This is a genomic window from Streptomyces sp. NBC_00690 (genome assembly GCF_036226685.1).
Taxonomy (GTDB): domain Bacteria; phylum Actinomycetota; class Actinomycetes; order Streptomycetales; family Streptomycetaceae; genus Streptomyces.
This window is the reverse complement of record NZ_CP109009.1, coordinates 4,678,201-4,700,798: the sequence shown is the minus strand read 5'-3', so window position 1 is coordinate 4,700,798 and position 22,598 is coordinate 4,678,201. Positions and strand designations below refer to the sequence as shown.

The following is a 22,598-nucleotide window of genomic DNA, read 5'->3' as shown; positions in this document are numbered from 1 at the left end:
CTGTTACTTACGCCGAGTGTCAGGCGTGATCTCCACAACCAGCAGTCCGTCGTCCAGCGCCACCGCGAGTCGGCCGCCGTCGAGCGCGGCCAGCGCCCGGCAGGCCGACCCCAGGCGCAGCACCCGGAGCTCGTGCCCACTTTCCATGTCCCACAGCCGAACAGTGCCGTCCGCACTCCCCGAGGCCTCCGCCGGCCGGCCGAGGACGTCTCGGGAAAGCCGTGTGAACGCTGTGACGGTGTCCTCGTGGCTGGTGTGCACGCGTACCGGGGTCGCGGTCCGGGGTGCCGGTACGACGGGCCGGGGGACGGAGTGATCGCTCCCGTCGGCGGCGGAACAGGCCCGGACGGTGCCGTCCGTCTCCGTAATCAGAACCAGTTCGACACCGTCGGGAGAGACGCCGCGGGCCAGCGCGGCGACCCGGCGGTTGTAGGTCTCGCCGGCTGGCGTGGTGGAGGAGTCGGGAATGCTGGGATCCCAGATCCGAAGCGTGCGATCACCGGGTCCCGAGGTGGCCAGCAATGACTGGCCGGAGGGCCCCGCAATGGGCGTGATCCGTGTGATCCCCTTCGACGCTCCTTTGCGCAGCAATGCCATCGAGCTTCGCCTACCAGGATCCCAAAGGCGCATTGAGCCTTCCCTGCCTGCCGTGACCAGTCGGGGCGTGCCATCAGCGTTCGCGAGGACAGTCAGGGCCGTCAAGGCGTCGTGGCAGGTATGCAGCGGGGCATCGGCCGGCACCAGGTCGTTCCCGGACAGCGTCCAGAAGTGCAACGAGGCGTCGGCCCGTCCCGGCTGCTCGGCGGCCTCGATATTCGCGACGGCCACGAGGCTGTGCCCCGGGGCGTCGGACAGCACGGCCAACGAGGTGGGCTCGGTGCCGGTCCTGACGGATCGCAGGCGCCGGGGCCCGTCACCGGAGGCATCCCACAGCGCGAGAGAACCTCCCTCGATGCCGGTCACGAGGCGCGGTTCCCCATCAGGGCCGGTGACGGCGGCCAGGCTGTGCACCCTTCCGCCGAAGGGGTCGTCGGCCGTACGCGGCCTGATACCGGGCCTGTGGGGGTCGAGCAGCGCCAGGTAACCGTTCCAGCCGGCCATCGCCAGCCGTCGACGGTCGCCGTTGAGCACCGTCATACCGGTGAGGAAGGTTGGGGTGTCGATCTCGAATTCGTCAGCGAACGGCCTGCCCCGGCTGTCCCACATCCGTAAGCGGCGGTCTTGGTGGGCCACGGCCAGCAGGCCTTCGTCACCGTCCGGGTACACCGTGGCGAGGGCCAGGACACTGTGGCCAGGGGTGCCCGCAATGTCCGCCGGGCCAGGCAGCACGGTGACCGGGGTGTGATCGGTCCACGGATTCCAGAGCAGGGTGGTGCCGTCCTCCGAGCCGCTGGCGATCAGCGGCGATCCCGGCCCCCAGGGTCGCAGCGCACTCACCGGGTAGCTGTGGCCATTCAGTTTCAGGTGCGGGGGATGCCGTCGCACCCGGCTCCAGCACACCTTCCAGGCCGCTTCCGGGCCGGCCTCCGGCAGCCCGCCCGTGGCCCGCGCGGTTCCCAGTTGCCGCAGACCGGGCCGGTCGGCCAGGCTGCTCGCCCGGATCAGATCCGCCGAGTCGAAGGTGCCAGCCACCTCCCCGGGCAGTCCCCCAGGGGCCGATCCGAACAGCCGGGCACCCAGCACATCCACCGCCAGCGCCGGGATGTCGATCCGGTCCAGCACCTGGCGGTACCGGGCCAGTTCCCGCCAGCCCGCCGGACCGGCATCAGCGGCGTGCCCGGACAGGTGACGGCAGAGATAACCGTTCAGCGGAGCACGGGGGGCGGCATCCGAACGGTCCGCCGCCAGCGAGGCCAGCGCCGTGACAATCGACAGGCGGCGCTCCATGCTGTCGTCCGCCAGGAAAGGCTGGGAGAAGGTCCGGTGTGCGAGCCGGTAGACGCTGCGCCGGTCATCGCCGTCGAGCAGGACGTAGGCGGCGGCATGGTGCAGCAGCGTCGAGATGTCCGCGTCGGCCGGAACGGTGCCGTCCTCAGCGAGCGCACCGGCCACGGTGGCCCACACCTGGTCGGCCCGCGGCAGACCGCGGCCCCTGGCATGGGCGAGTGCGGCCAGCAGCGGCCCGGCCGGCGGGAAGTCCCTGGTGATACGTGCCACGGCGGCGTTGAACAGGCCGTGTTGATCGTGGGCCAGCAGGGCTTCGAGATCCGCCGTCCGGCCCGGCTCGAGGAGATCGGGTGCCCGCAGGATCTCCTGCACGACCAGCGACGCCTGCAAGAACTCCCAGGACCCGTCGGCGATCCGGTCCCGAACCAGGTCGGCGATCCTGCCGACGAGGTCGGCAGGGTCCGGCCCGGTCGCGTACCGATCACCGAGACCCTGACCCAGGCTCAGTTCCACAAAGGTGCGCACTGCCTGCGGCTCGCGCCGCAGCCGGTGTATCTGAGCGCGCCCGGTGTAGCAGCCGAGCGCGTCGAGGAGCTCTTCGCCACCGGCCTGCCCGCGGCTCGGCTGCTCCTGCGCAGACGAGCGGGTGCCCAGCAGGAGCCGCACTCCAGGCACCGAGGCGATCTCACGCAGCAGTCCGGCCACGAGCATCGGTTCACGTGATTCGTCCAGGGCGTCAGCGAGCAAGAACACCGGAGCCGTCGCCGCACGGGCCTGCGCCGCGACGATGAGGGCGGCGATCCGTTCTTGGGTGTCGTGCGCCTGGTCAGGCAGCCCGGCACCGAACGCCGAGGCGACCTGTCCGGTGATGTCGTGCAGGGTGCTCCCGGTCAGATGCAGGACCGCGTCGAAGTCCGGCAGCCGCAGATCCGGCCGCAACCGCTCGGCGAAGACCGCTGCGGCGAGTGCCTGGCCGATGTCGCGATGCGCGTGCAACAGGACATTGCCGAGCAGCGCCGACTTCCCCGCACCCGGCGAACCGGTGACGATCAGTACACCAGAACCGCTTGGGTTGTGGGCCCAGTCGGCGATCACCTCAAGGTCGGGCCCACGGCCGGTGAAGCCCCAGGACATCTCGGCGAATCCGCTGCCCATGCCGTTACGCAGGAAGTGCGCGAGGGTGCTGTCCATGGTTCCTGCCAGGAGGCGCTTGAGTCTGCCGTAGTCCTGGACTGTGGCGCTCACCAGGCAGGGCACCGCAACTCGGCGACGCAGCGGCAGTGCTCCGTAGAGGCCGTACGTGTAGACGACGAAGTCAGCGGACTTTCCCAGCCGGCCGGCCAGGTCGAGGGGGTCGATGTCCAGGTCCTGGTCGGTGAATCCGTCGAGGACCTCGGTAATCTTCCTGCGGAAGGCGCCCCGGTAGCCGGTGCCCATGTCCGCTCCCGAGGCGATCAGCAGCAGGGCCGTGTCCTGGGTGGCCTTCAGATGCCCCAGTTCGGTGGCGACCTGCTCCACAAACCCGGCCGCCCCACAGGCCTCGACGACAACGAGAACCCAGTGACCGCCCTCGACGTGTCGGCGTCGGCTCTCGTCGTGGAGGTGTCGCGCGAGGCTCTGCGGCACGAAGCACGCGTCCGTGGCACTGCCCGGCACCCCGGGGACCAGCAACGAGGTCCCGGAGGCCTTGGACTGTCCGTGCCCGATCCATAACACCGCGGAGGTACGGGCCCCGCCGCCCGCCGCCCAGTCCGCCAGCCGCGCGTCGACCATCGCCAGATCCGGTTCCCGTAAGCCGAGTTCCCAGTCGACGGGTTGCCCGCCGAGCTGGGCCAGGACAGCGGAGATCTCCTCCACCTCCTTCTCGGCTGCCAGCGGTTCCATCGTCCGCAGCGTACTGATAGGCAGGGCGTGGATCGGGAAGACCCGCATGTCCTCGTCGGCGCCCGCACCGTGCTCCGTGTCCATGTGCTCAGTCGCCGTCCGCGGCGGAACCTGCGAGGACCAGCTGGGAGACGGGTTCGCTGCCGCCCGAGATCTCGACCCGGTACAGGCCCGGCCCCGGCACCGTGCAGTGGGCCGACAGCGAGCCCGGTACGTCCCGGTCCCGGCGCAGCACCGGGCGGAGCGTCAATCCGGAACCTGTGGTTTCCTCTACCAGGCAGTCAACCGCGGCCGGGTCGTCGGTCCCGGTGAGTCGGATCGTGAAGGGCTCCCCCACGAGTGCCCAGTGCGGTGCGTCGAGCCCATAACGCCCGTCGCCCAGCACATCGCCCAGCTCTTCAGGGTGACGCAGCCCGCTCAGCGCGCCTACGGCCACGTCGAGGACGCCGCTGCTGCGCGGAAGGGATCCGTGCTGCTGGGCGACCGGGATCTCCCGGACGCCCAGCAGGTGGGCAGCGAATCGGTAGACGGTGCCATCCCCACGCCGGTCCTCCGTGACCGGCTTGCCGCCTTCGTCACGGCGCAGCTCGCCGTGACGGCGGATCACCATGTGGTGTTGGGCGACCGCTCGACCGGCGTCCATCCGGAAGCTCTGTGCGGTCGGCTGCTCCGTACCCACGATCATGCTGTGCTTGGACAGAGCGGTGCCCGCCCGGTCGCGCTGCCATCCCAGCGAATCCTCCGTGAGGCCGCGGTCGCCGCCGAGCGCGGTGATGTCGGAAACAGTCAGGGCCCGCATGTCGTCGCCATCCTGGAGACAACGGTAGGAGGGCAGAAGGTCGTACAGACCGGGCATCGTGTGGGTGATCTCGCGCAGCACATCGGCTGGCAGCGGCAGCGGCGCACCACGGCCGGAGTTCATCATGAGGACGGCCTTGACCGAGCCCTGGAAGGGCGTGCCCGCAGTGATCACCCCTCGGATCTCATCGGCGGCGCCGGGGATGTGGAACAGCTCGCGGATGAGCAGCCCTCCCATCGAATGGGCCACGAACAGGATTCCCGCAGGTCGGTCCTCCCCCGTACGGATCATGTGGTCAGTGTGGGCGGGATGCGCGCGCCACGCCTCCAGATGACGATGGGCGGCCTCGGCCAGCAGAGCTCCGTTGTGGCGTACGGAGAGCCGCCAGTCATAGGGGAACGGCAAAACGGCCGCCGGGTGTACCGCCCCGCGCCGGAGCCGGCCGACCAATCTGCTGTAGGGCTCGATCCCGCCCAGGCCCGGAAGCCATTCACACACCGACAGCAGAGCTCTCGGCGTCACCCGTCCGATGCGACCGGCGCGCTCCTCGTCGGTCAGAGCGAGGGAACGCAGTCTTCGGCGGTGCCGCCTAATGGTGTAACGAAACAGTTCGGGCACACCCCAGAGAACATCTCCCGTGGACGTGTCGACGAGTTCGCTTCCCATGATCCCCGGGACGATCACAACCGCGTGGTGCAGAAGACGCCGTTGCTCAGCATGCCGCATCTGTTCCCCCGATGACGCACGAGACTGGGGATGACCCCTTTCAACCATTATGCTGAAGTGCTGCGGGTTTCACAGAGGTTTGGGTCATTCCCCAAGTACAGCAAGGCGCCCAGAGCGCCACATGAACCTGCGGTTGGGTGACGGGGGTTGCGGGATGGCGGCAGACCTCCGCGTGCCGAGTGGTTGCATCCTGGGAAGTGGTGTACGGGTTCTACCCGAGACTCGCGAGCCGCCAAGGACGACCCACGCGGGGCAACTGAACTTCACCTCGATCAGGCCCGTGCCGCCGTCGTCTTCACCACGGCTGGCATCGACGCCTGCCTGCGCACCCTGCTGCGTGACGCATTGGCATCTTGCGCAGCGAAGATGGATCTGCCCACGGCGCCTTCACCAAGCGCTTCTTCACCAATCAGCTCAAGGGCGACCTCTCGCAGGCGACGAAGAAGGCCGTTGTGGACACTGAACCTGCGAACTGTGCCGGGTGGGCACTCTCGCTGCTCGACGACATCACCGGCTCTACGAGTCGGAAGTACTCGACGAAGACTGAGGAGCTCAGCTACGTCATCGCGTGGCGCCGTGCCAGATCCGTGCCAGATAGGGCGGGGCGCCACGGTCAACAGCGGTCAGCCCGAGAGACTACGCAGACATGCGCATGTAGCCGTTTCTGCAGGTCAGGGTCACATCCAGGCCCGAAAGACCTGTGATTCCCAAGCTCAGAGCGCGAGTTCGATTCTCGTCACCCGCTCCAAAGAAGACCCCCAGGTCGGAGACCCGGGGGTTTCGTGTTGTCTAGACCTCTCTAGGGCTCGCGCACCACCTGCGCACCACCTGAACCCTTTTCGCGCTCCTCGCGAGCCTCTCACGGGTCAGCCGCACCATCCGGTCCAGTCCGCCCGCTACCTCTTTCTGCCGCTCAAGATCCGAGTGCTGATAGATGAGCGCGGCCCTCTCCGACGACTGCCCGGCCCGCACCATCGTGTCCTTGAGGGTCGCACCGGAGCGTGTCGCGAGAGTGTGGCCGGTGTGACGAAGATCGTAGAAACGGAAGTCGCCCGGCAGACCGACCGTCGTACGAGCCCTGCGCCACCTCCGCCCGAAGGCGGACCGCCGGAACGGTTTGCCCCGCTCACCCACCAAGCATCCGCCGGGGCCCGATCGATCAGTATCGCGATCAACTGCTCGTCCGACGTGGCCACACCGACCGGCTCAGCCACGCACTCCTGCTCGATCGTCATCTCACTCACTTGGCCGTCTCCGTGATCAACAGATCCGCGTTTACTAGACACTCTCCCTTCGGGCGAGGTGCGTTCCCGCCTCGAGGCCGCTTAGCCTCTACCGGTCCGCCTGGCCTCGGGACTTTCAAAGGAGGGGTGTTCATGCAGCAGCGGGGAGTGGGCAGCGGGCTAAGAGTTGCGGCCTGGTTACTTGTGCCCCTCGGGCTGGTCCTGGCGCTGGGGGGCATCGGGTACTTCTTCACGAATTACCAGGGGGCCACCGTCATGAGCGAGGCGATGAAGCCCACGTACCGCCCAGGCGAGCGGCTGGTCATCGAGCGCATTGGCGCGGGCGAGATACGTAGGGGTGATGTCCTACTCGTCCATGTGCCCGATCGCTATCAGGGGAGACCGGCCCTGCAGCGGGTCATTGGGATGAGCGGCGATCATGTGGTGAGCGACGGAAGTCGGATCACGGTGAACGGGAAGCCGATCGACGAACCGTATGTGATGCGCGGCGAAGTGAACCCGACAACCGGACCATACGACGTGAAGGTGCCGGACGGGCGGCTGTTCCTGCTGGGCGATCACCGGGGGAATTCGAACGACTCGCGATACTTCCTCGACAAGCAGTCGGGCAGCGTCGCGGCCTCCGGGGTGCTCGGGCGAGTGCACAAGGGTTTCACCGTGCCAGCGGTGTTGGTGCCGCTCGGGATCGTGCTGACCCTGGTCGGGATCGGCCTGGGGATCCGAGGGCACGCGGCCGGGCGGCATGCCCGGCGATCGCTCGCGGCTGTGCCACCGTGGCCCGTGACCTAATCGATCTTGAGTATTTGTGCTTGAGTATTTGTGTTGTGGCTGGCGTGAGCGGCGGCTCGGTGGGCGAGGGCGCGATCGCCGGCAGCGTCCGCAATCGCGACCATCGGGCCGACCCACACTCGCTGACTCTTGGACGGCCAAGGTGGAGAATCGGTCCACCAGCGCAATCGCCGGACTGTCACGCAGGGTGCGCCCCTGCGCCGACACCCACCGCAGACATCAACGGGCATGGACAGCCACAGTGTCCAGTGGCCGCCGGACGATGTAGTGCCCGTCCGTGACACGGCATCATGCAGGCATGATCACCATTCACCTGAAGTACGAGATTGACGCTGACAAGCTGGAGGATTTCGAGGAGTACGGTCGCCGCTGGGTCCGGCTCGTCAACCGGTTCGGCGGGACGCACCACGGCTACTTCCTGCCGAGTGAGGGCGACAGCGACATTGCCTTCGCCTTGTTCTCCTTCCCCAGTCTGGCCACATACGAGCAGTACCGCTCGGACAGCATGTCCGACCCCGAGTGCCTGCAAGCCTTCAAACTGGCCCGCGACACCCGCTGCATCAAGCGCTACGAGCGCCGTTTCCTCAGGCCGCTCGACGGCCTGTCCTAGCCGACGGGAGGTACGCGGCGCGATCCCTCCGCAGGGCTGAGCCCACTGCGGTGTCCTTGAAGAGAGGTGCCACCAGGTCCCCGGTCACTGGCTGCTTCCTGGTGGGAGCTGAGCGGGCATGCGTTCCTGATGAGCAATGATCACCTCACGAAGGCCGATCGTGACAGGTGATCCGGCCCCGGGGTGCAGCGCGAGCCGACGGCTGAAACGGCCGAGCCGGTGGTCGACGCTCTCGGTGCGGCGCCGGGCGCGCACCTCCAAGACGGTGTGGATCTGGGTTCCGGCTCCGTCGATGTCGCCTCGGCCCAACCGCGCCATGGCAAGGTCCATGCGAGCGAAGGACATCTCGCCGAGTCTCTGCCGAGTCCGGGCGCGACCTGTATCTCATATCCGTTCTCGCCAACCGCCACGGTGCCGATCTGACGGCGACGGGCAAGCGCTGCTGGGCGGAGTTCGATCTGCCCCGGAGCGCAGATGGCCGAAGGGCGGATCAAGGCAGCGATCGGGTTCGACGCCTGCCCTCCGATCGTGTGGACGAAGTAGCCGATCGGGCGGCGGTGAGGGCGCGTACACCAACAGCGGGGTCGGTATCGCATGCCCGAACGAGGGCCAGGCGTCGGACCGTGACTCCAACAAGCGGGGGGCTCTTTGCAGAGCGTCCCATCGACTGAATGACGCTGATTAGACGGGCAAGTTGGGGCCCTAGACTCGTGGGCTTGCCCGCAGCACTTGACCGGTCATGGTCGGCACGGGGATAAGCAGTCCCTGGTCCTTTCTGGGCCGGGCCAGGAATCAGCTCCTGTACCAAGTGGAGGTTTCGCTATCCCCGAGAAAGTCACGAAGGAAAAGGTTCTCGTCTACGCCGTGCGGGACGGGCGCCTGCTGGTCTTCCGCCACACCGACTACTCCTATGAGGAGGTCGGCATCCAGGTCCCCGCAGGCAGCATCCGTCCCGGTGAGACTCCGGAGGCCGCCGCTCTGCGCGAGGCCAGCGAGGAGACCGGCCGGTCGGACTTCAAGATCGTTCGCAAGCTCGGCGAGACCGAGTACGACATCAGCCCGTACCGGTTCGAGATCCAGCACCGGCACGTCTTCCACTTGGAGCTCACCGAGCCGACCCCGGAGCGGTGGAGGAGTCAGGAGGACCACGACGGCGAGCAGAAGCCCACTCACTTCGAGTGCTTCTGGCTCCCGCTGGAGGCCGCGCACATTCTCCAGTCCGGCCAGGGCGCCCTGCTGGGGCGTTTGTCCGACTAGCCAGCCAGCCGGGCTCACAGCAGCGCATCCAGCCACGGCAGCATAGGAGGGGGAGTCGATGAACCTCAGCACAGAGCAGCGCCACATGATCGGCGGGCTCTACCGGAGCCTGGACGCCGATGACACCGGCACCGCGGTGTCAGTCATCGTCAAGACGCGCGGCGAGACGGGCGACATCGACTGCCTGTACTGCTGCGAGAAGCGCAAGGAGGCCCCTGGCGGTGCGAGGGTCAGCGCCGACCAGTTCGGGCGCCTGGCCGCCATCTTCGAGGGCCGCAGGCTCGCCATGGACGTCCTTCAACGTGCCGAGAACGAATTCGACCCCGTTCCGTTCGACGTCGAAGCCGCCCGTGTCTACGGCAGAGTGTGCGCGGCCGTGATCGGAGCTGGCCGCAAGCCGCGGCGTCGATTCGCTGACATTCTGGGCAGCCTGGTGTCCCGCGCTGTGCCGCCCTGCGTCAGCTCTGAGTCGTGTCGTCGTCGCCCGTCTGCGCGGTGTCCTCAGCTGCGCCTGCCTTCTCGCGCATCTTGCGCACCAGCTCCGCCTTCTGGTCGGCGGCACCCTGGCGGTCGAGGTTGCGGTGGGGACCGTTGTTCTGCCGTTCGGCGCGGGACAGCTTCTTGCGCTGCCCGCCGCCCATGCCCACGGGATTGTTGATGTTCTTGCTCACGGTCACGGGGTTCCTCCCGGTAGTGGTGTGAAGTGATCTACGGATTCATCGGTGGGGGACGGGCGCGACGCATCGAAGGGCGTCAGCAGGGGCCCGTCACACGCTCACTCGTAAATCGGCGTCTGGAAGAACATGACAAAGACGTTACCCGGTTCCGTCGGCCCCGCACACCAGTGCATTTTCGTCGCCCGGGCATCGGCCGGGCCTGCCACCCGGCGCGCTGAGCGTCGCGACGCTCCCCTTGAGTCGGCAGGACGTGCAGCGACAGCAGCCGTCGGTGTGGCTCATCCGTTGTCGCCGCGAGCCACCGCTCGTCGAGCCATTGCACGGGTACTTCTCCCCACCGCGGAAGCGTAGAAAGGGGAGCGGGATATCCCCTACGTAGTTCGAGCCGATTCGGTTCCGGAGATCGGCGTTCGCGGATCGTCGATGTCGACCACGACCTTGTGTCCCGAGGTGGAGCTGAAGGCAGCGATGTTGCCGGACAGCCGAACCCGATCAAATGGATTGGACTCCAGGAAGAACATCGCCCACATGAGCGCACGGTCGGCGGTCAAGCGGGCAATGAAGCCCTCCGACCCGTACGAACCCTCCCCGCCCCACAGCAGCCCTTTCTTTCCCAGGTCCACAGCTGTGAGCCCATCCACCGAGGACACCCCCGACGGATCACCTTCCATCATCTTCGTGAGGTCGAAGAGGGAGAGCACCGTGAAGCCCCTCGGTGCGGCGGAGTCGAGGGCAACACCGTAGGAGTGCCCGTCGGCATAGTGAAGGGCGTCCTTGAGGGGCAGCTCGAAGTCTCCCCATAGGCGTTCGATGTAGGTCATTTCCTCTTGCACCTCCCCTTGCGCAAGTGCTCCTGGAGTCCGGTCGGGGGACCGGCTCCCCTGGTTCGTCCCTGTTCCGGGGCACCGGAGGCGGATACCACTTGCCCTATCCCGCCGCAGGATGTCAATGGCTGGTGCAACGCGGGCCCCGCCCAGCCGGCCGCGACTCAGGCGCGCTGGGCCCGGTCGTACACCTTCTTGGCGGTGGCGCCCAGGATCTCTCCGTACATCTTGGTCGGTGTGAAGGAGTCCATCGTGCTGTTGACCGAGACCAGGGTGCCCTTGCCCGTGGTGGTGTTGAAGTTGGCGAACCACGGGCCGCCGCTGGCTCCCCCGGTCATGTCACAGGGGATGAACTGCGCGCCGTGTTCCTTCTTGGCGGTGCCGACGCAGCGCAGGAGTTCCTCGCCCAGTTGCGGGCGGGTGGCGGGGTAGCCGAGGGCCGAGATGGTGCCGCCGACGGTGCGGTTGAAGGCGATGGCCTGGCTGCCCACGACGTCGGTGAGCTTGCGACCCTTCTTGTCGGCGTCGACGACCAGCGCCGACATGTCGTTCACCGAGTCGTTCTCCCAGGTGCGCGGTGTGACGGCGCTGCGGACCGCGAAGGCGCCGTACGGCATCTTGCCTTTGTGGTAGCCGGGGACGAACACCATGTCCATGTTGGTGTTGTAGGGGGAGGAGCCCCGGCGTACGCAGTGGGCCGCGGTCATCACGGCGGACTTGTTGGTGCTCTTCACTGCGGTGGCCGTGCACCAGGTGTCGTCACCGTTGGCGTTGACGAAGAAGAGCCGCCCCACGGTCTTCAGGGTGGCGCCCCGGTAGGGCTTCGTCTTCGGGCCGGTGGGGCCGAGGTCCACGGACTTCCCGACCGCCTTGATACGGGCCGGGGTCCAGTAGGCGAGAGCCGCCTTGCGCTCCTTGGCGGTGTACGACAGGACGGAGACCGGGTCGGCCGCGGCAGGAGCCTTGGGAGCCATGGCCGTGGCCGGGAGGGGGGCGGCGAGGGCGAGGATGGTACCGGCCACGGCGAGTCCCATGGCCCGACCACGAAGGCGACGGATCAGGGAAGTTGAGGTCTCGGGCATGGTGGGTGTCCCCTCGGCTGGTGCAGTTGGCGGACGGGCTGTCCGTTCGCACTACAGGAGCGAGGAAGCCGCCGAGCCGGTTGTCCCTGTCGACGTCCTGTGACACGCGTGTGCGGATACGCGAACAGATGCCCGGCGACCCGCCCCAGAAGCGGTCGACTCCGGGGGCGATCCCGACCCGGACGGATCGGGCAACACCATCCCGGGGACCGGAACGAGGTCTTGGCCGACGCCGTCTTCCGTACCTCCTCCGATCTGGCCAGGGTCTCCACCTCACCGGACTTCCTCGCCGATGAACTCGCCGGTGGCCGGGCCTTCACCGACCACATGATGGATCTCGGACTGATCGCCGTGAGCGCGGACGAGGTCGGGGTCTTCTGGTCGTTCAACGCAAACTGAGCATTTGACGCGAATGACTACACGCCCGGGGCGGGGACGAACCGTTCCGGGTGTCTTGGAAGAAGGTGACCATGCTGACCCGTTCCGCGACCTACTCCGATCGCGAGACCGCCCGCTGGGCCACCCAGCAGGTCGTGACCGCCAATGAGCAGGTCATTCACCGCTGGCTCGCCCAGAACACCCGGGCGCGCCTCCCCGTCGAGGCCGCTTGGTCGAGTCGCGATGAGCCCGTGGATCTGGGTCAGCTGTGAGCCGAGTGGCTGGCTGACCGCAGGACCGGCGACGTCCGTGCGGTGCGGATGGTGCTGGGGTGCGAGCAATCGAGCCTTCACGGCTTCGTCGTCCACACGAACGTTCCGTTCAAGTTCCATCTGACCCAGCTGTGAGTCCCCACGTTCTCTGGACGTTCGACCGAGCCCTGGGGCAGGCTCGTCGGAGGCGACGTTACGGGGGTTCGAAGTGAGTACCGAGCTGACCGATCGGATTGAGGAGCGACGAGCCGGGGTCGGCGATCCCCGCGCTCTGGTCGGGGAGTTCCGCAGGGCCTTGCTGCTGGTGCCGTTCGAAGGCGGGGGTCTGTGGACGGCCTCACTGAGTGGGGTGAGGTGGGTGTGCGCCTTCACCGACGAAGAGGCGTTCGCGCGGTTTGCCGCGGCTCGGAGTGAGTCGGGGCGGGAGTGGGAGTTCGCCGAGTTGCGTGGGGCGCGGTTGCTGGACGAGATCGTGCCGGCGATGGGAGAGCCGGCGGGGGTGGCGGTCAACATCGCGGATCCGGAAGGGGCGATGTTGTTCCCGCCGGTGGTGGGGATCGTCCCGGACGCGGCCGCCGTCGACGAGGGTGGGCAGGGCTGATGGGCGGCGCGGAGGATCTGAAATTCGACGCGGAGTCGATCCGCAAGGTCACCGAGGGTCTGCGGGCGGCGGTGTCCGAGTTGCGCGAGGTGGGCACCGGTACGGGCTCGGTGCTGGGCAAGGGGTTCTCGGAGCTGGCCATGACCGGGATGGAGGCTGGGCATCACGGACTGTCGACCGACTTCGAGGACTTCTGCGAGCGCTGGGAGTGGGGAGTACGCGCGCTGATCCAGGACGCCAACACGCTGGCTGCCGCCCTGGGGCTGGCTGCGGGACTGGTGTGGGAAGAGGACCAATACCGCAAGGGCACCTTGAAGATCGTGGTGAATGCCGGTGTCGGCAATCCGCACGCTTCCGAGGACGAGATCGTCAAACAGAACTGGGGCGATCTGATGACCCCCGACTACCTCAGTCCTGACTACAGCAAGGAGTCCTTCGACCGCGCGCAGGAGGAAGGCGCCCAGGTGTGGAAGGACACGGGCCGGGCCTTGTTGACGGAGGGAAGTGGCGGGCGGCAATCACGGATCTTGAACGACATGCTGGGTGTGGACCAGCAGGAGTTCGACCGGGCAGTGGATGACCAGTTCGGGCCTTCGCCCGAGGAACGCGCGCAGCAGCAACAAGGCGGGGGAAGCTGACGGTGGGTATTGGTGACTTTGTCAGTGACATCACGCCGGATGTGGTGGAGGACGCGGTTGAGGATGCTGCGGAGTGGGCTGGGAAAAGCACGTCTTCAAGAAGCTCGACTCATATGTGCGTGCGCGATCCCACCTCGACGGATGGGAAGAAGCCCCGATTGGGATCGACTTCGTCGCCCCCGGCGCCACTCCTGAGTTCAGAGGAGCGGTGGAAAGCGCTGTCCAGACTTGGCAGCAGAACAATCCTGGAGTTGATGTGAGAACAAGGTGGGCCGGATGAGTTGCTATCTAGCGATCTCGGGGCAGGATGTATGGAACCCCTCCAACCGAGTAGCTGAAATCTTCGTCGGTCATGCACGTGTTGTCGCTCGCGCCTATTCGATGGAGTCCGGAATCGGAGAAATCATCGATGACGAGTGCGAGATCGATCACCGACTCTTCCTGGAATTCATCAGCTCGCTTGCCACCAGCCATGAAAGATCGAACAATCAGCCCCTGAGGGAACTCCTCGAAGGCGTGATCACCGTAGGTCTGGTCCTTTTGGCGCGCGCCGGGGATTCACTGGACGGTGTGGGCATCAAGGAACAGGCGTACTGGCAAGAGCGCTCTGCGCGGGTCGCAGCGGGTATGCCTCCGGGGTGAGCCGGCGGCTCGGGGCGAGGTCGGGACGGTTCGGTAGTCGGTACTGCGGGGCACGGAAGACCGCCTGGCCTCGGCGGTCACTCCCGACGGTACGCACTGGCACTCTTCCCACGCCCCACTGGGACGGCGCGCGGCGAAGCACCGAACATCGCCGTAGGAATCGACAAGGGGTTCTTGTGGTAACAGGAGAAAGCTTTCTGAACGGCGACGAAGGGAGCTTCTCTGAAGTACTTTCCAGCCGTGGCGAGTTTCCTGAGGATTGGTTGTCCCGTGGCAGCAAGAGCATCGTTCCCGTAGCCGCCGGAAAACAGATGGATCAGGCTCTTCTTCAGCGTATCGTCAAAGGGTGCCAATCGCAGAGGGTAGATGACATCCTGATCGCCGCCGTAGAAGAAGGGCTCATTAAGCGGCCTCGCCGCCTTTCCGGCCTGGGTTCAGCAGCAGTCAGTTTGGAGGGGGGCAGCCCACCCATCTTGCTGGCACCATCTGATCTATCTGGAGCAATTCTCTTCCCTCAGCCCGGATACGCGCTCGTGGCAGGCACCTCACAATTTCTCCTTGGGGCTGCCCCGGAAGGAATAGACGCAGGCCGCGCCCGCTTCGCCCGCTATGCCCGTGCGGCAGGCCGCAAGTATCCTGCATTGCAAGGCGTGGCAAAGTCGCTGCCTGTTCGACATTTCGCCTGGTCGCGAGTAAAGGATCTGCCCGCAGGGACAAGCGCCTATCGGCAGGTGGAGTTGATGCGTGCATTCGTTGCAGGCAACTCTACGGCGTCGGACTTCGCCCGTGCCTGGCTAGACGCTCGGCGTCTCTCACAAAACAGCGGCGAAAGGCTTCGCGCGCCCATCGTGACAGCTCTCGACCATGTCTTCTCACTGCTGGAAGACTTCGCCATCGATCCGACTCTCCAGGAGCCGGGAGACTTGACGGACAGCGAGTTGAGGCAAGGAGTGCACGATCTCATGGAGCAGTCCAAGGCATTTGAGTGATACTTCACTAGATATGCCGCGCCTATGGGGTTCGCTCCAGAAATCGCACCCTCCTTCTGAACGCCTAGTTCTACGGACCAACTCACTTCCATCACCCAATACCAGACCCTATTAGCCCGACGGAGTAGCTATTCCTCTGACCTCGACCCAACTAGTGGAACTGATCCGCCAATTGACAGATCCGGATTCCCAACAGCGGGAGGTGGGTGCCGATCGCGTTCCCGACTGGTTGGGGAGCTACTCGGAGAGTGATGTCCGGATGCTCGCGGAAGTCATCTCAACAACCGCGACCTGCGAGCGCGATCTCAACGTCATGGAAGCTCAGCTCAATGCCCTCGTAGAGTTGGGGTCGAGTGGGTTCGCAAGCCCGGAATACATGCCTCGGCTTCGGGACATGGATCTCACTCGACTCCCTCGAAATCTCGTCGAGTATGTGGAAGACTTTCTGGAGACCCAGTGACCCGGATGCCCCAGAGAAGGCCATCGGGGGTCCAAGGACCATTTATCTCCTCTCCCTAGGTCGAGAAGAGGATCCCTAGGTCGAGAAGAGGACTAGAAGCATCCGTCTGGTGCGCGAGGGGGTCGAAACTGCACGTTGATTCCGACGCCCCCTCGAAGGCTCCCGCCCCCCTCACGTCCCGTTCAGTGCCACCGTCGGGTGGAGGCGGGAGGCGCGGATTGCTGGGTAGAGGCCCGCGATCACGCCGATCAGGAGGGTGGCCGCGAGGCCGCCCGCCAGGGACCAGGGTGGGACCACCGTCGTCCAGCCCTGGGCTTGGGCGAAGCCGTATGTCGCCGTCGCGCCCAGGAGTGCGCCCGTGATGCCGCCCAGGCCCGACAGCAGCAGCGACTCGGTCAGGAACTGGAGTCGGATCGCATTGCGGGTCGCGCCCAGCGCGCGGCGCAGGCCGATCTCCTGCCGGCGTTCCAGGACGGAGATGACCATGGTGTTGGCGACCCCCACCCCGCCGACCAGGAGGGCGACCGCGCCGAGGCCGAGCATCAGGGTCGTCAGGCCCTCGTTGGTTGCGGCCTTGGCGGCGAGGGCGTCCGAGGGGCGGGAGACCTTGACGCCCGCCGCGTTGCCGGGGCTGATGGTGCGGGGCAGGATCGCCCACACGTCTTCGACCGAGGCGTCCGTGGAGCGCTCGAAGATGGTCGTGGGATGGCCGTCGAAGGCGAAGTGACGTTCGGCGGCGGGGAATCCGACCATGGCGACGCGGTCCAGATTGGGGACCAGTTCAAGGGGTCTCAGGATGCCGACGACGACCACCCGCGTGCTGTTCATCATGATCGTCTCACCGGTGCGGGTGACGCCGAGGCGTTCCGCGGCCACCGCGCCCAGGACCGTCGTCGGGAGGCGTTCGCTGGCCGCATCCAGCCATGTGCCGCGGTCGACCTCGCCGCCGAGGGTGGACAGCAGGTCGACGCCGACCGCCTGGGCGATGACTCCTGCGCTGCGCTCCTCGGGCACCACATCGCTGCGGCGGATCCGGGCGTCGATGTCGGCGGTGCCCGTGGCGTGTTGCACGGGACCGACGCGCTCGACCATCGCGACCGCGCTCTTGGGGAGTTTGATCGGCTTCCCGTTCTCGTCCTCGCCCGCCTCGGCGGTGAGGAGATTGGTGCCGAGGCGGTCGAGTTGGGCCATCAGATCGGCGCGGCTGGACTCCGACAGACCGACGACCGCGACCATGGTCGCGATCCCGATGGCGATGCCGAGTGCCGACAGCACCACGCGTGCCCGCCGTGCGCGCAGACCGACCGCGCCGAGCCCGAGGATGTCGCGGAGGGAGAGGCGGGAGGGCTTGAGGTCGTTCCTCATGAACCGGCCCCTTCCCGAGCGGAGGCGGAGTCCCGGACGGGGGCCGATTCCCGAACAGAGGTGGATTCCGGGGCGGAGGCTGAGTCCCGGGCAGAGGCTGAGTCCCGAACAGGGACGGAACGCGAGTCCGAGACGATCTCGCCGTCCTTGAAGCGCACCCTCCGCGGCAGTGAGTCCGCGATGTCGTGGTCATGGGTGATCACACAGATGGTGGTGCCGGCCCCGTTGAGTTCATGCAGCAGTTCCATGACGATCTCCCCGGACGCGGTGTCCAACGCTCCGGTCGGTTCGTCCGCCAGCAGCAGCCTGGGGTTTCCCACCAGGGCGCGGGCGATGGCGACGCGCTGTTTCTCGCCCCCGGAGAGTTCGTTGGGCGTGTGGGAGTAGCGGTGGTCCAGTCGCACCTTGGCGAGCGCTTCGCGTGCGCGCAGTCGCCGTTCCTTCAGCGGTACGCCCGCGTACAGCAGTCCGTCGGCGACGTTGTCCACCGCGTCGCGTCCCGTCGCCAGGTGGAAGTGTTGGAACACAAAGCCGATGTGGCGGGCGCGCAGGGTGGAGAGTCGGGCGTCGGAGAGTTCGGAGACGTCGTACCCGGCGACACGGACGGTGCCCGTGGTGGGCCTGTCCAGGGTGCCCATGACATGGAGCATCGTGGACTTCCCGGAGCCTGACGGGCCGACGACGGCGACCAGTTCGCCCGCTTCGACGGTGAGGTTCACCCTGCGCAGGGCGTGGACGCCTCCCGGGTACGACTTGCTGGCGTCCCTCAGTTCGATCACCGTGTCCGCTGAGGTCGTCATGGCTTCGCCGCTCCGACCTTCATGCCTTCGCGCACGTCCGGCCCCGACACCTCGATCTGTCCGTCGGCGGTCATGCCCGCTTCCACCCGCACCATCCGTGAGGTGGTGCCCTCGATGATCTGGAGCCCGTAGCCGCCGTTCTCACCGCGGAGGGCGACGACCGCTTCGACGGGGACCGCGAGCACTCCCTTGCGGGCCTCGCTGACGAACTTCACGCTCGCCGGCGCCTTGGTGTCCTCGCCGGATGCGGCACCCGCACCGCCGTCGAGGACGACTTCCACGGTGATCCCCTCGGGGGCTGGTGCCTGGCCCTCGGCAGCGGCCTCTTCGGGGCGTACGGTCCCGGTGACCTTGCCGGTCACGGTCTTCCCGCTCGGCAGGGTGACCTCGACCTTGGTGCCGCTTCGGGTGAGCGCGCCGTCCTTCTGGTCCAGTTGAGCCCGTACGACGGGTTTGGTGGAGGCGATCGTCAAGGCCGGTTCGCCCGGGGCGATCTGGTCAGCCAGCGCCGCATCGGCGGACGCCACCTTGACCTGCCCGGGTTGGAAGACGACATCGCCCTTGCCGACCCTGCCGGTGGTGTCGCGGTTGAGGGACTTCTGCCACTGCTTGACCGCGGCCTCGGTGTCCTTGTCGTACCGGACGTCGACGTACAGCTTCGATCCGTATCCCAGGTCGCGCAGATTGCGCTCCAACTGGAGCACATCGCTGCCCCGATCGCCCGCCTTCATCTCGCGGAACATCGGGACGGGCCCGTACAGGAGGGTGACGGGCTTGTCGTTCAGCTCGTACAGCGCCTGCCCCATGGTCAGGGTCTTCCCTTCGGATGCGGCCACGGTGACGGTGCCCTCGACGGCGGACTTGACGACGCGGCGCTGTGCGAAGTCGAGCTTGCCGTCGACGGTCTTGGACTGCACGAGATCGGTGCGGACGACGGTCGTGGTGCCGGGCGGCAGGTCGCCGCCCCTGCCGGAGGCGCCCGCGTCACCGCCCTCGCCAAGGAACAGGACGCCTGTGACGACCGCGCCGACGACGGTCGCCGCGCCGAGGGTGAGAAGGGCGGTGCGACGCTTCACTGCATGCCGTCCAGACCTTCGAGCAGCTTCGACTCACACGCCTTGCGGGCCTGCTTGTACTGCGGCGACTCCTCGTCGAAGGCCCGGGACATCGGGTTCGGCTGGCCACCGGGTTGGGCATTACCGGCGCTCATGGTCGGGTTGGCGAACTGGGAGATACCGTTGTCGCGCATGCACTGGGCGTGCGCGAGCATCGACTCGTACGCCTTCTGCTGGTCGATCTTGGGGGTGGCGTCCATCGCCGCCATGAGTTCATCGACGCAGGCACGGTTCTTGCCGCCCCTGATGCCCTCGTTGCGGCCGGGTTGGGAGCCGATCTCGTTGATCTTCGCCCAGTCGAAGTGGCCGCTGAGCTTGGGGTCCGGGAAGTCCGGGTAGCCGCCCTTGGCGCGCATGCACTGCACGTACGTCATCTGGGCTTCGTAGAAGGCGCTCTTGCCCTTGGCGCGGGTGTCCGGCTTCGTCTCGGTCTTGGCAGATGGCACGGGGGCCGAGGTGTCCGGCACATCGGCGATGCCGTGGCTCTTGGCGCCGTTGGAGCTGTCGTCACCGCCGGAGCAGGCCACCGAGAAGGCGAGTACGGGAACGGCGATGAGGGCGGTCAGGCGCAGCCCGGCAGTGGCACGGGGAGTCGTCTTCTGGATCATGTCCACAACCCTCGCCACCTCACATGATGGTGGATCCATCGCCACATGATGGGAACGTAACAATGCCTCCGACCTGCACATCGATCCTTTGCCGGGGCAGCGGACGGGCAGTCTCGGTGCCCATAATCGACGGCATGCCGCATGTGTTGCTCATCGAGGACGACGCGTCCGTACGGGACGGAATGGAGCTCGTGCTGCGCCGGCACGGGTACGACATCGACACCGCGGCCACCGGCGAGGACGCCCTGGCGCTGCTGGACCGCCCGGGCGGCGGGAAGGTCGAGTTGGTCGTGCTGGACCTGATGCTGCCGGGCCTGGACGGCTTCGAGGTGTGCCGTCGCATCCGGGCCAGGACCACAACGCTGCCGATCATCATGCTGACCGCTCGCGGTGACGATCACGACATCGTGACGGGCTTGGAGGTGGGCGCCGACGACTATGTGGTCAAGCCGGTCACCGCGACCGTCCTGGAGGCCCGCATCCGGGCCGCGCTGCGGCGGGCGGAACCGTCCGGGCAGGCCCAGCGCACGGACGTCGACTGCGCGGGGCTGGTGATCGACCGCGCCGGGCTGACCGTCACCAAGAACGGCACACCGATTCCGCTGCCGCCCACCGAGTTGCGGCTGTTGTTGGAATTGTCGGCCTCCTCCGGCCGGGTCTTCAGTCGCGAGCAGCTGCTCGAATCCGTCTGGGACCACACGTTCCTGGGTGACTCCCGGTTGGTGGACGCGGCCGTGGGACGGTTGCGGGCCAAGATTGAGGACATACCGGCGAAGCCGCGGTTCATCCAGACGGTGCGGGGCTTCGGCTACCGCTTCGGGCCGTTGTGAAACGCACCGGCCGGGCCGGGCGCGGTGGCGCCCCGAAGAGGTGGCGGCCTCGGCGGCTCGTCGGCGGGCTGCGGGTTCGGCTCGTCGTCACCTTCGTCCTCGTCGCCCTTATCAGCGCGGTGACCTCGACCGCCCTGGCGTACCGGGAGGCCCGTACCGCCGTTTTGCAGCGCACGCAGAACACCGCGGTGGACGACCTGCGCAAGCAGATCACCACGGTCGCCGCCGACTTCGACATTCCGCCCGACAAGGCGTCGCTGACCCGGTTCGCGACGAAGGTGTCGAACGGCATCGGGGCCCCTCTCGTGGTCGCCCGCTTCCAGGGCCTCTCCGCGGTCTCCGACTCGTTGGCCGATACCGAGGGGCGGATCACCGCCGAGTTGCGCGCCGCCGTACGGTCCGGAAAGGGCGCCCGGTTCCAGCGGGTGATGTGGCGGGAGGAGCCCTATCTGGTCGTCGGCGTGCCCGTGCTGATCCACGACAGCGAGGGGCAGGAGCGCGTCTCCGGTCTGGAGGTGTTCGCGATCACCGATCTGCGGGCCGAACACGAGGACACCGCCGCCCTGTTGGATTCGGTGCGCGCGGGCATCGTGCCGGTGGTGGGGTTGGCCGCCGTTCTGGCGCTGCTGGCCGCGGGGACGGTATTGCGTCCGGTACGGAAGCTGGGCCGGGCCACCCGTGAACTGGCGGCCGGGGACCTCGGCAGCCGGGTCTCCGTCCGCGGACACGACGAACTCGCGGAGCTGGCGCGGACGTTCAACGAGACCGCCGATGCGCTCCAGACCTCCGATGCGGAACTGCGCGAACAGGAGGCGAAGGCACGTCGCTTCGTGGCGGACGTCTCCCATGAGCTGCGCACTCCGTTGGCCGCGATGACGATGGTCGCAACCGTCCTGGAGGAGGACGCCGACCAACTCCCGCCCGACGCGGCGCGTGCGGCGCGTACCGTCGGCGCGGAGACGGCACGACTGGCACGGCTGGTCGAGGACCTGATGGAGATCTCCCGCTTCGACGCGAAGGTGGTACGGCTGAACGCGGCAGAAACGGATCTCGCGGACACCGTACGGGCGTCACTGGCGCTGCGTGGCTGGACGGACCGGGTGCGGACACACCTCGATGAGGGCGTCCGGGCGGTGGTCGACCGCCGCCGCATCGATGTGATCGTCGCGAACCTGGTGGGCAACGCGCTACGGCATGGCGCGCCACCGGTCACGGTGACGCTCAGGACCGTGCCGACCCGCGCCGCAACCAATACGGAAACGGTGGTGCTGGAGGTCGCCGATCACGGTCCCGGGCTGCCGCCTGAGGCCCGGGAGCGGGTCTTCGAACGGTTCTACAAGGCGGATGCGGCCCGTACGCGCAGTGCGGCCGACGCCAGTGGACAGGGCAGCGGCCTCGGTACGGCGATCGCGCTGGAGAACGCACGACTGCACGGCGGCACGATCGATGTGGCCGATGGTCCTGGGGGCGGCGCGGTGTTCGTCCTACGGCTGCCCCTGCGACGTACGGGGGAGGAATTGGAGTGAAGGTCCGGCAGGGGTTGGTGGTCGCCGCGTTGGGGATCGGGCTCATGGGGTGCGGTGTCCAGCCGACCGGGGTGGTGGACGCGGGCGAGCCCGCGTCGGGGCTGACGAGCGGGATACGGCTGTACTTCGCCTCCACCAACGGGCTGCGCGGGGTGTCCCTGATCGACACAGAGATCAAGAACCTCAACTCGGTGATGAAACTGCTCGCGCAGGGGCCGTCGCCCACGGAGCAGCGCGACGGTCTCGCCTCCGTCTATGAGATCGAGGGCTACACGGCGACCGGAAAGGGCACCCGCGTCACACTGGACCTCTCCGGTCAGTACACGGGGTCGGGGCAGGACCAGGGCACCGGGCAGTTGGTGTGCACCCTGGCGCGCGCCCAGTCCGTACTCGATCCGAAGGTCATGTTCGACGATGTCGAGGTCACCTTGGACCCCGAGGAAGGCATCGAGATGGGGCCCTATCGATGTGCGGACTTCCTCAACGAGTGAGAGGGGTCGATGAGTTCACATCGCCGTCCGTCGGGTGCCGTCGATCAGTGGACTGCGAAGGGTCGACGGCATCGACCGGTGCCGGACGGCGTGCCCCGGCAGCA

At 67.2% G+C, this 22,598-nt stretch carries 21 protein-coding genes and 3 pseudogenes; 13 read left to right on the top strand and 11 right to left on the bottom strand.

From position 1 onward, the window contains the following. Window positions 1-3 precede the first annotated feature (3 nt). From OID54_RS20560 to OID54_RS20550, 3 genes and pseudogenes are all read right to left on the bottom strand, one after another. Window positions 4-3,855 carry a hypothetical protein gene (locus OID54_RS20560; RefSeq protein ID WP_329021535.1) on the bottom strand — a complete coding sequence of 1,284 codons (3,852 nt, stop codon included), beginning with the start codon at window positions 3,853-3,855 and terminating at the stop codon, window positions 4-6. A 4-nt stretch (window positions 3,856-3,859) separates the two neighbouring features. Then, window positions 3,860-5,236: a lipase/acyltransferase domain-containing protein gene (locus OID54_RS20555; RefSeq protein WP_329021534.1), complete on the bottom strand. Its 1,377-nt coding sequence runs from the start codon at window positions 5,234-5,236 to the stop codon at window positions 3,860-3,862. Between the two features lie 849 nt (window positions 5,237-6,085). Next, window positions 6,086-6,448 (bottom strand): annotated as a pseudogene (locus OID54_RS20550) (tyrosine-type recombinase/integrase); the annotation flags it as partial. Between the two features lie 224 nt (window positions 6,449-6,672). Here OID54_RS20550 and lepB point away from each other — a divergent pair. Continuing rightward, entirely contained in the window at window positions 6,673-7,329 is a 657-nt protein-coding gene (gene lepB / locus OID54_RS20545) for a signal peptidase I (protein ID WP_329021533.1), read from the top strand. Between the two features lie 298 nt (window positions 7,330-7,627). Then, complete coding sequence (locus OID54_RS20540) at window positions 7,628-7,939, top strand: NIPSNAP family protein (RefSeq protein WP_329021532.1); 312 nt, start codon at window positions 7,628-7,630, stop codon at window positions 7,937-7,939. Between the two features lie 84 nt (window positions 7,940-8,023). On the opposite strand, the gene OID54_RS20535 is transcribed toward OID54_RS20540, so the two are convergent. Beyond that, window positions 8,024-8,284, bottom strand: coding sequence for a hypothetical protein (locus OID54_RS20535; protein WP_329021531.1), 261 nt, complete (start codon window positions 8,282-8,284; stop codon window positions 8,024-8,026). A gap of 420 nt (window positions 8,285-8,704) precedes the next feature. Between OID54_RS20535 and OID54_RS20530 the strand changes: the two genes are divergently transcribed. Beyond that, window positions 8,705-9,196, top strand: coding sequence for an NUDIX hydrolase (locus tag OID54_RS20530; protein WP_329027664.1), 492 nt, complete (start codon window positions 8,705-8,707; stop codon window positions 9,194-9,196). Window positions 9,197-9,470: 274 nt separating this feature from the next. Further along, window positions 9,471-9,641: pseudogene (locus OID54_RS20525) on the top strand (VapC toxin family PIN domain ribonuclease); the annotation flags it as partial. A 13-nt stretch (window positions 9,642-9,654) separates the two neighbouring features. Here the strand turns inward: OID54_RS20525 and OID54_RS20520 are convergent. From OID54_RS20520 to OID54_RS20510, 3 genes are all read right to left on the bottom strand, one after another. Beyond that, on the bottom strand, window positions 9,655-9,873 hold the full coding sequence (locus tag OID54_RS20520; RefSeq protein WP_329021530.1) for a DUF6243 family protein: 219 nt from the start codon (window positions 9,871-9,873) through the stop codon (window positions 9,655-9,657). A gap of 371 nt (window positions 9,874-10,244) precedes the next feature. Further along, a complete protein-coding gene (locus tag OID54_RS20515) occupies window positions 10,245-10,694 on the bottom strand; it encodes a hypothetical protein (protein ID WP_329021529.1) in 450 nt (149 codons plus the stop codon). A gap of 167 nt (window positions 10,695-10,861) precedes the next feature. Further along, window positions 10,862-11,779 (bottom strand): trypsin-like serine peptidase, encoded by a 918-nt coding sequence (locus OID54_RS20510; protein ID WP_329021528.1) that lies wholly within the window; start codon window positions 11,777-11,779, stop codon window positions 10,862-10,864. A gap of 222 nt (window positions 11,780-12,001) precedes the next feature. Between OID54_RS20510 and OID54_RS20505 the strand changes: the two genes are divergently transcribed. The 6 genes and pseudogenes from OID54_RS20505 (at window position 12,002) to OID54_RS20480 (ending at window position 15,299) form a co-directional block, all read left to right on the top strand. After that, window positions 12,002-12,178, top strand: a complete 177-nt coding sequence (locus tag OID54_RS20505) for a hypothetical protein (protein ID WP_329021527.1) — start codon at window positions 12,002-12,004, stop codon at window positions 12,176-12,178. A gap of 71 nt (window positions 12,179-12,249) precedes the next feature. Next, window positions 12,250-12,564: pseudogene (locus OID54_RS20500) on the top strand (RNase A-like domain-containing protein). A 73-nt stretch (window positions 12,565-12,637) separates the two neighbouring features. Next, window positions 12,638-13,030, top strand: coding sequence for an SseB family protein (locus OID54_RS20495; RefSeq protein ID WP_329021526.1), 393 nt, complete (start codon window positions 12,638-12,640; stop codon window positions 13,028-13,030). Beyond that, window positions 13,030-13,668, top strand: a complete 639-nt coding sequence (locus tag OID54_RS20490; protein ID WP_383532380.1) for a hypothetical protein — start codon at window positions 13,030-13,032, stop codon at window positions 13,666-13,668. The genes OID54_RS20495 and OID54_RS20490 overlap by 1 nt, the downstream gene beginning before the upstream one ends. A 276-nt stretch (window positions 13,669-13,944) precedes the next feature. Then, a complete protein-coding gene (locus OID54_RS20485; RefSeq protein ID WP_329021525.1) occupies window positions 13,945-14,310 on the top strand; it encodes a DUF6086 family protein in 366 nt (121 codons plus the stop codon). A 176-nt stretch (window positions 14,311-14,486) separates the two neighbouring features. Continuing rightward, window positions 14,487-15,299 carry a colicin immunity domain-containing protein gene (locus OID54_RS20480; RefSeq protein ID WP_329021524.1) on the top strand — a complete coding sequence of 271 codons (813 nt, stop codon included), beginning with the start codon at window positions 14,487-14,489 and terminating at the stop codon, window positions 15,297-15,299. Between the two features lie 631 nt (window positions 15,300-15,930). On the opposite strand, the gene OID54_RS20475 is transcribed toward OID54_RS20480, so the two are convergent. From OID54_RS20475 to OID54_RS20460, 4 genes are read right to left on the bottom strand one after another with little or no spacing between them, the layout of a single operon-like run. Then, window positions 15,931-17,124, bottom strand: coding sequence for an ABC transporter permease (locus OID54_RS20475; RefSeq protein ID WP_329021523.1), 1,194 nt, complete (start codon window positions 17,122-17,124; stop codon window positions 15,931-15,933). After that, window positions 17,121-17,924: an ABC transporter ATP-binding protein gene (locus OID54_RS20470; protein ID WP_329021522.1), complete on the bottom strand. Its 804-nt coding sequence runs from the start codon at window positions 17,922-17,924 to the stop codon at window positions 17,121-17,123. The genes OID54_RS20475 and OID54_RS20470 overlap by 4 nt, the downstream gene beginning before the upstream one ends. After that, on the bottom strand, window positions 17,921-19,000 hold the full coding sequence (locus OID54_RS20465; RefSeq protein ID WP_329021521.1) for a peptidoglycan-binding domain-containing protein: 1,080 nt from the start codon (window positions 18,998-19,000) through the stop codon (window positions 17,921-17,923). The genes OID54_RS20470 and OID54_RS20465 overlap by 4 nt, the downstream gene beginning before the upstream one ends. Beyond that, entirely contained in the window at window positions 18,997-19,647 is a 651-nt protein-coding gene (locus OID54_RS20460) for a hypothetical protein (RefSeq protein WP_329021520.1), read from the bottom strand. The genes OID54_RS20465 and OID54_RS20460 overlap by 4 nt, the downstream gene beginning before the upstream one ends. 134 nt (window positions 19,648-19,781) lie before the next feature. Here OID54_RS20460 and OID54_RS20455 point away from each other — a divergent pair, with 134 nt between their 5' ends. The 3 genes from OID54_RS20455 to OID54_RS20445 are packed head-to-tail and all read left to right on the top strand — an operon-like array spanning window position 19,782 to window position 22,494. Further along, window positions 19,782-20,477, top strand: a complete 696-nt coding sequence (locus tag OID54_RS20455; RefSeq protein ID WP_329021519.1) for a response regulator transcription factor — start codon at window positions 19,782-19,784, stop codon at window positions 20,475-20,477. Beyond that, entirely contained in the window at window positions 20,474-22,003 is a 1,530-nt protein-coding gene (locus OID54_RS20450) for a HAMP domain-containing sensor histidine kinase (protein ID WP_329021518.1), read from the top strand. Before OID54_RS20455 ends, OID54_RS20450 begins: the two co-directional genes overlap by 4 nt. After that, a complete protein-coding gene (locus OID54_RS20445; protein ID WP_329021517.1) occupies window positions 22,000-22,494 on the top strand; it encodes a hypothetical protein in 495 nt (164 codons plus the stop codon). Before OID54_RS20450 ends, OID54_RS20445 begins: the two co-directional genes overlap by 4 nt. Window positions 22,495-22,598 lie beyond the last annotated feature (104 nt).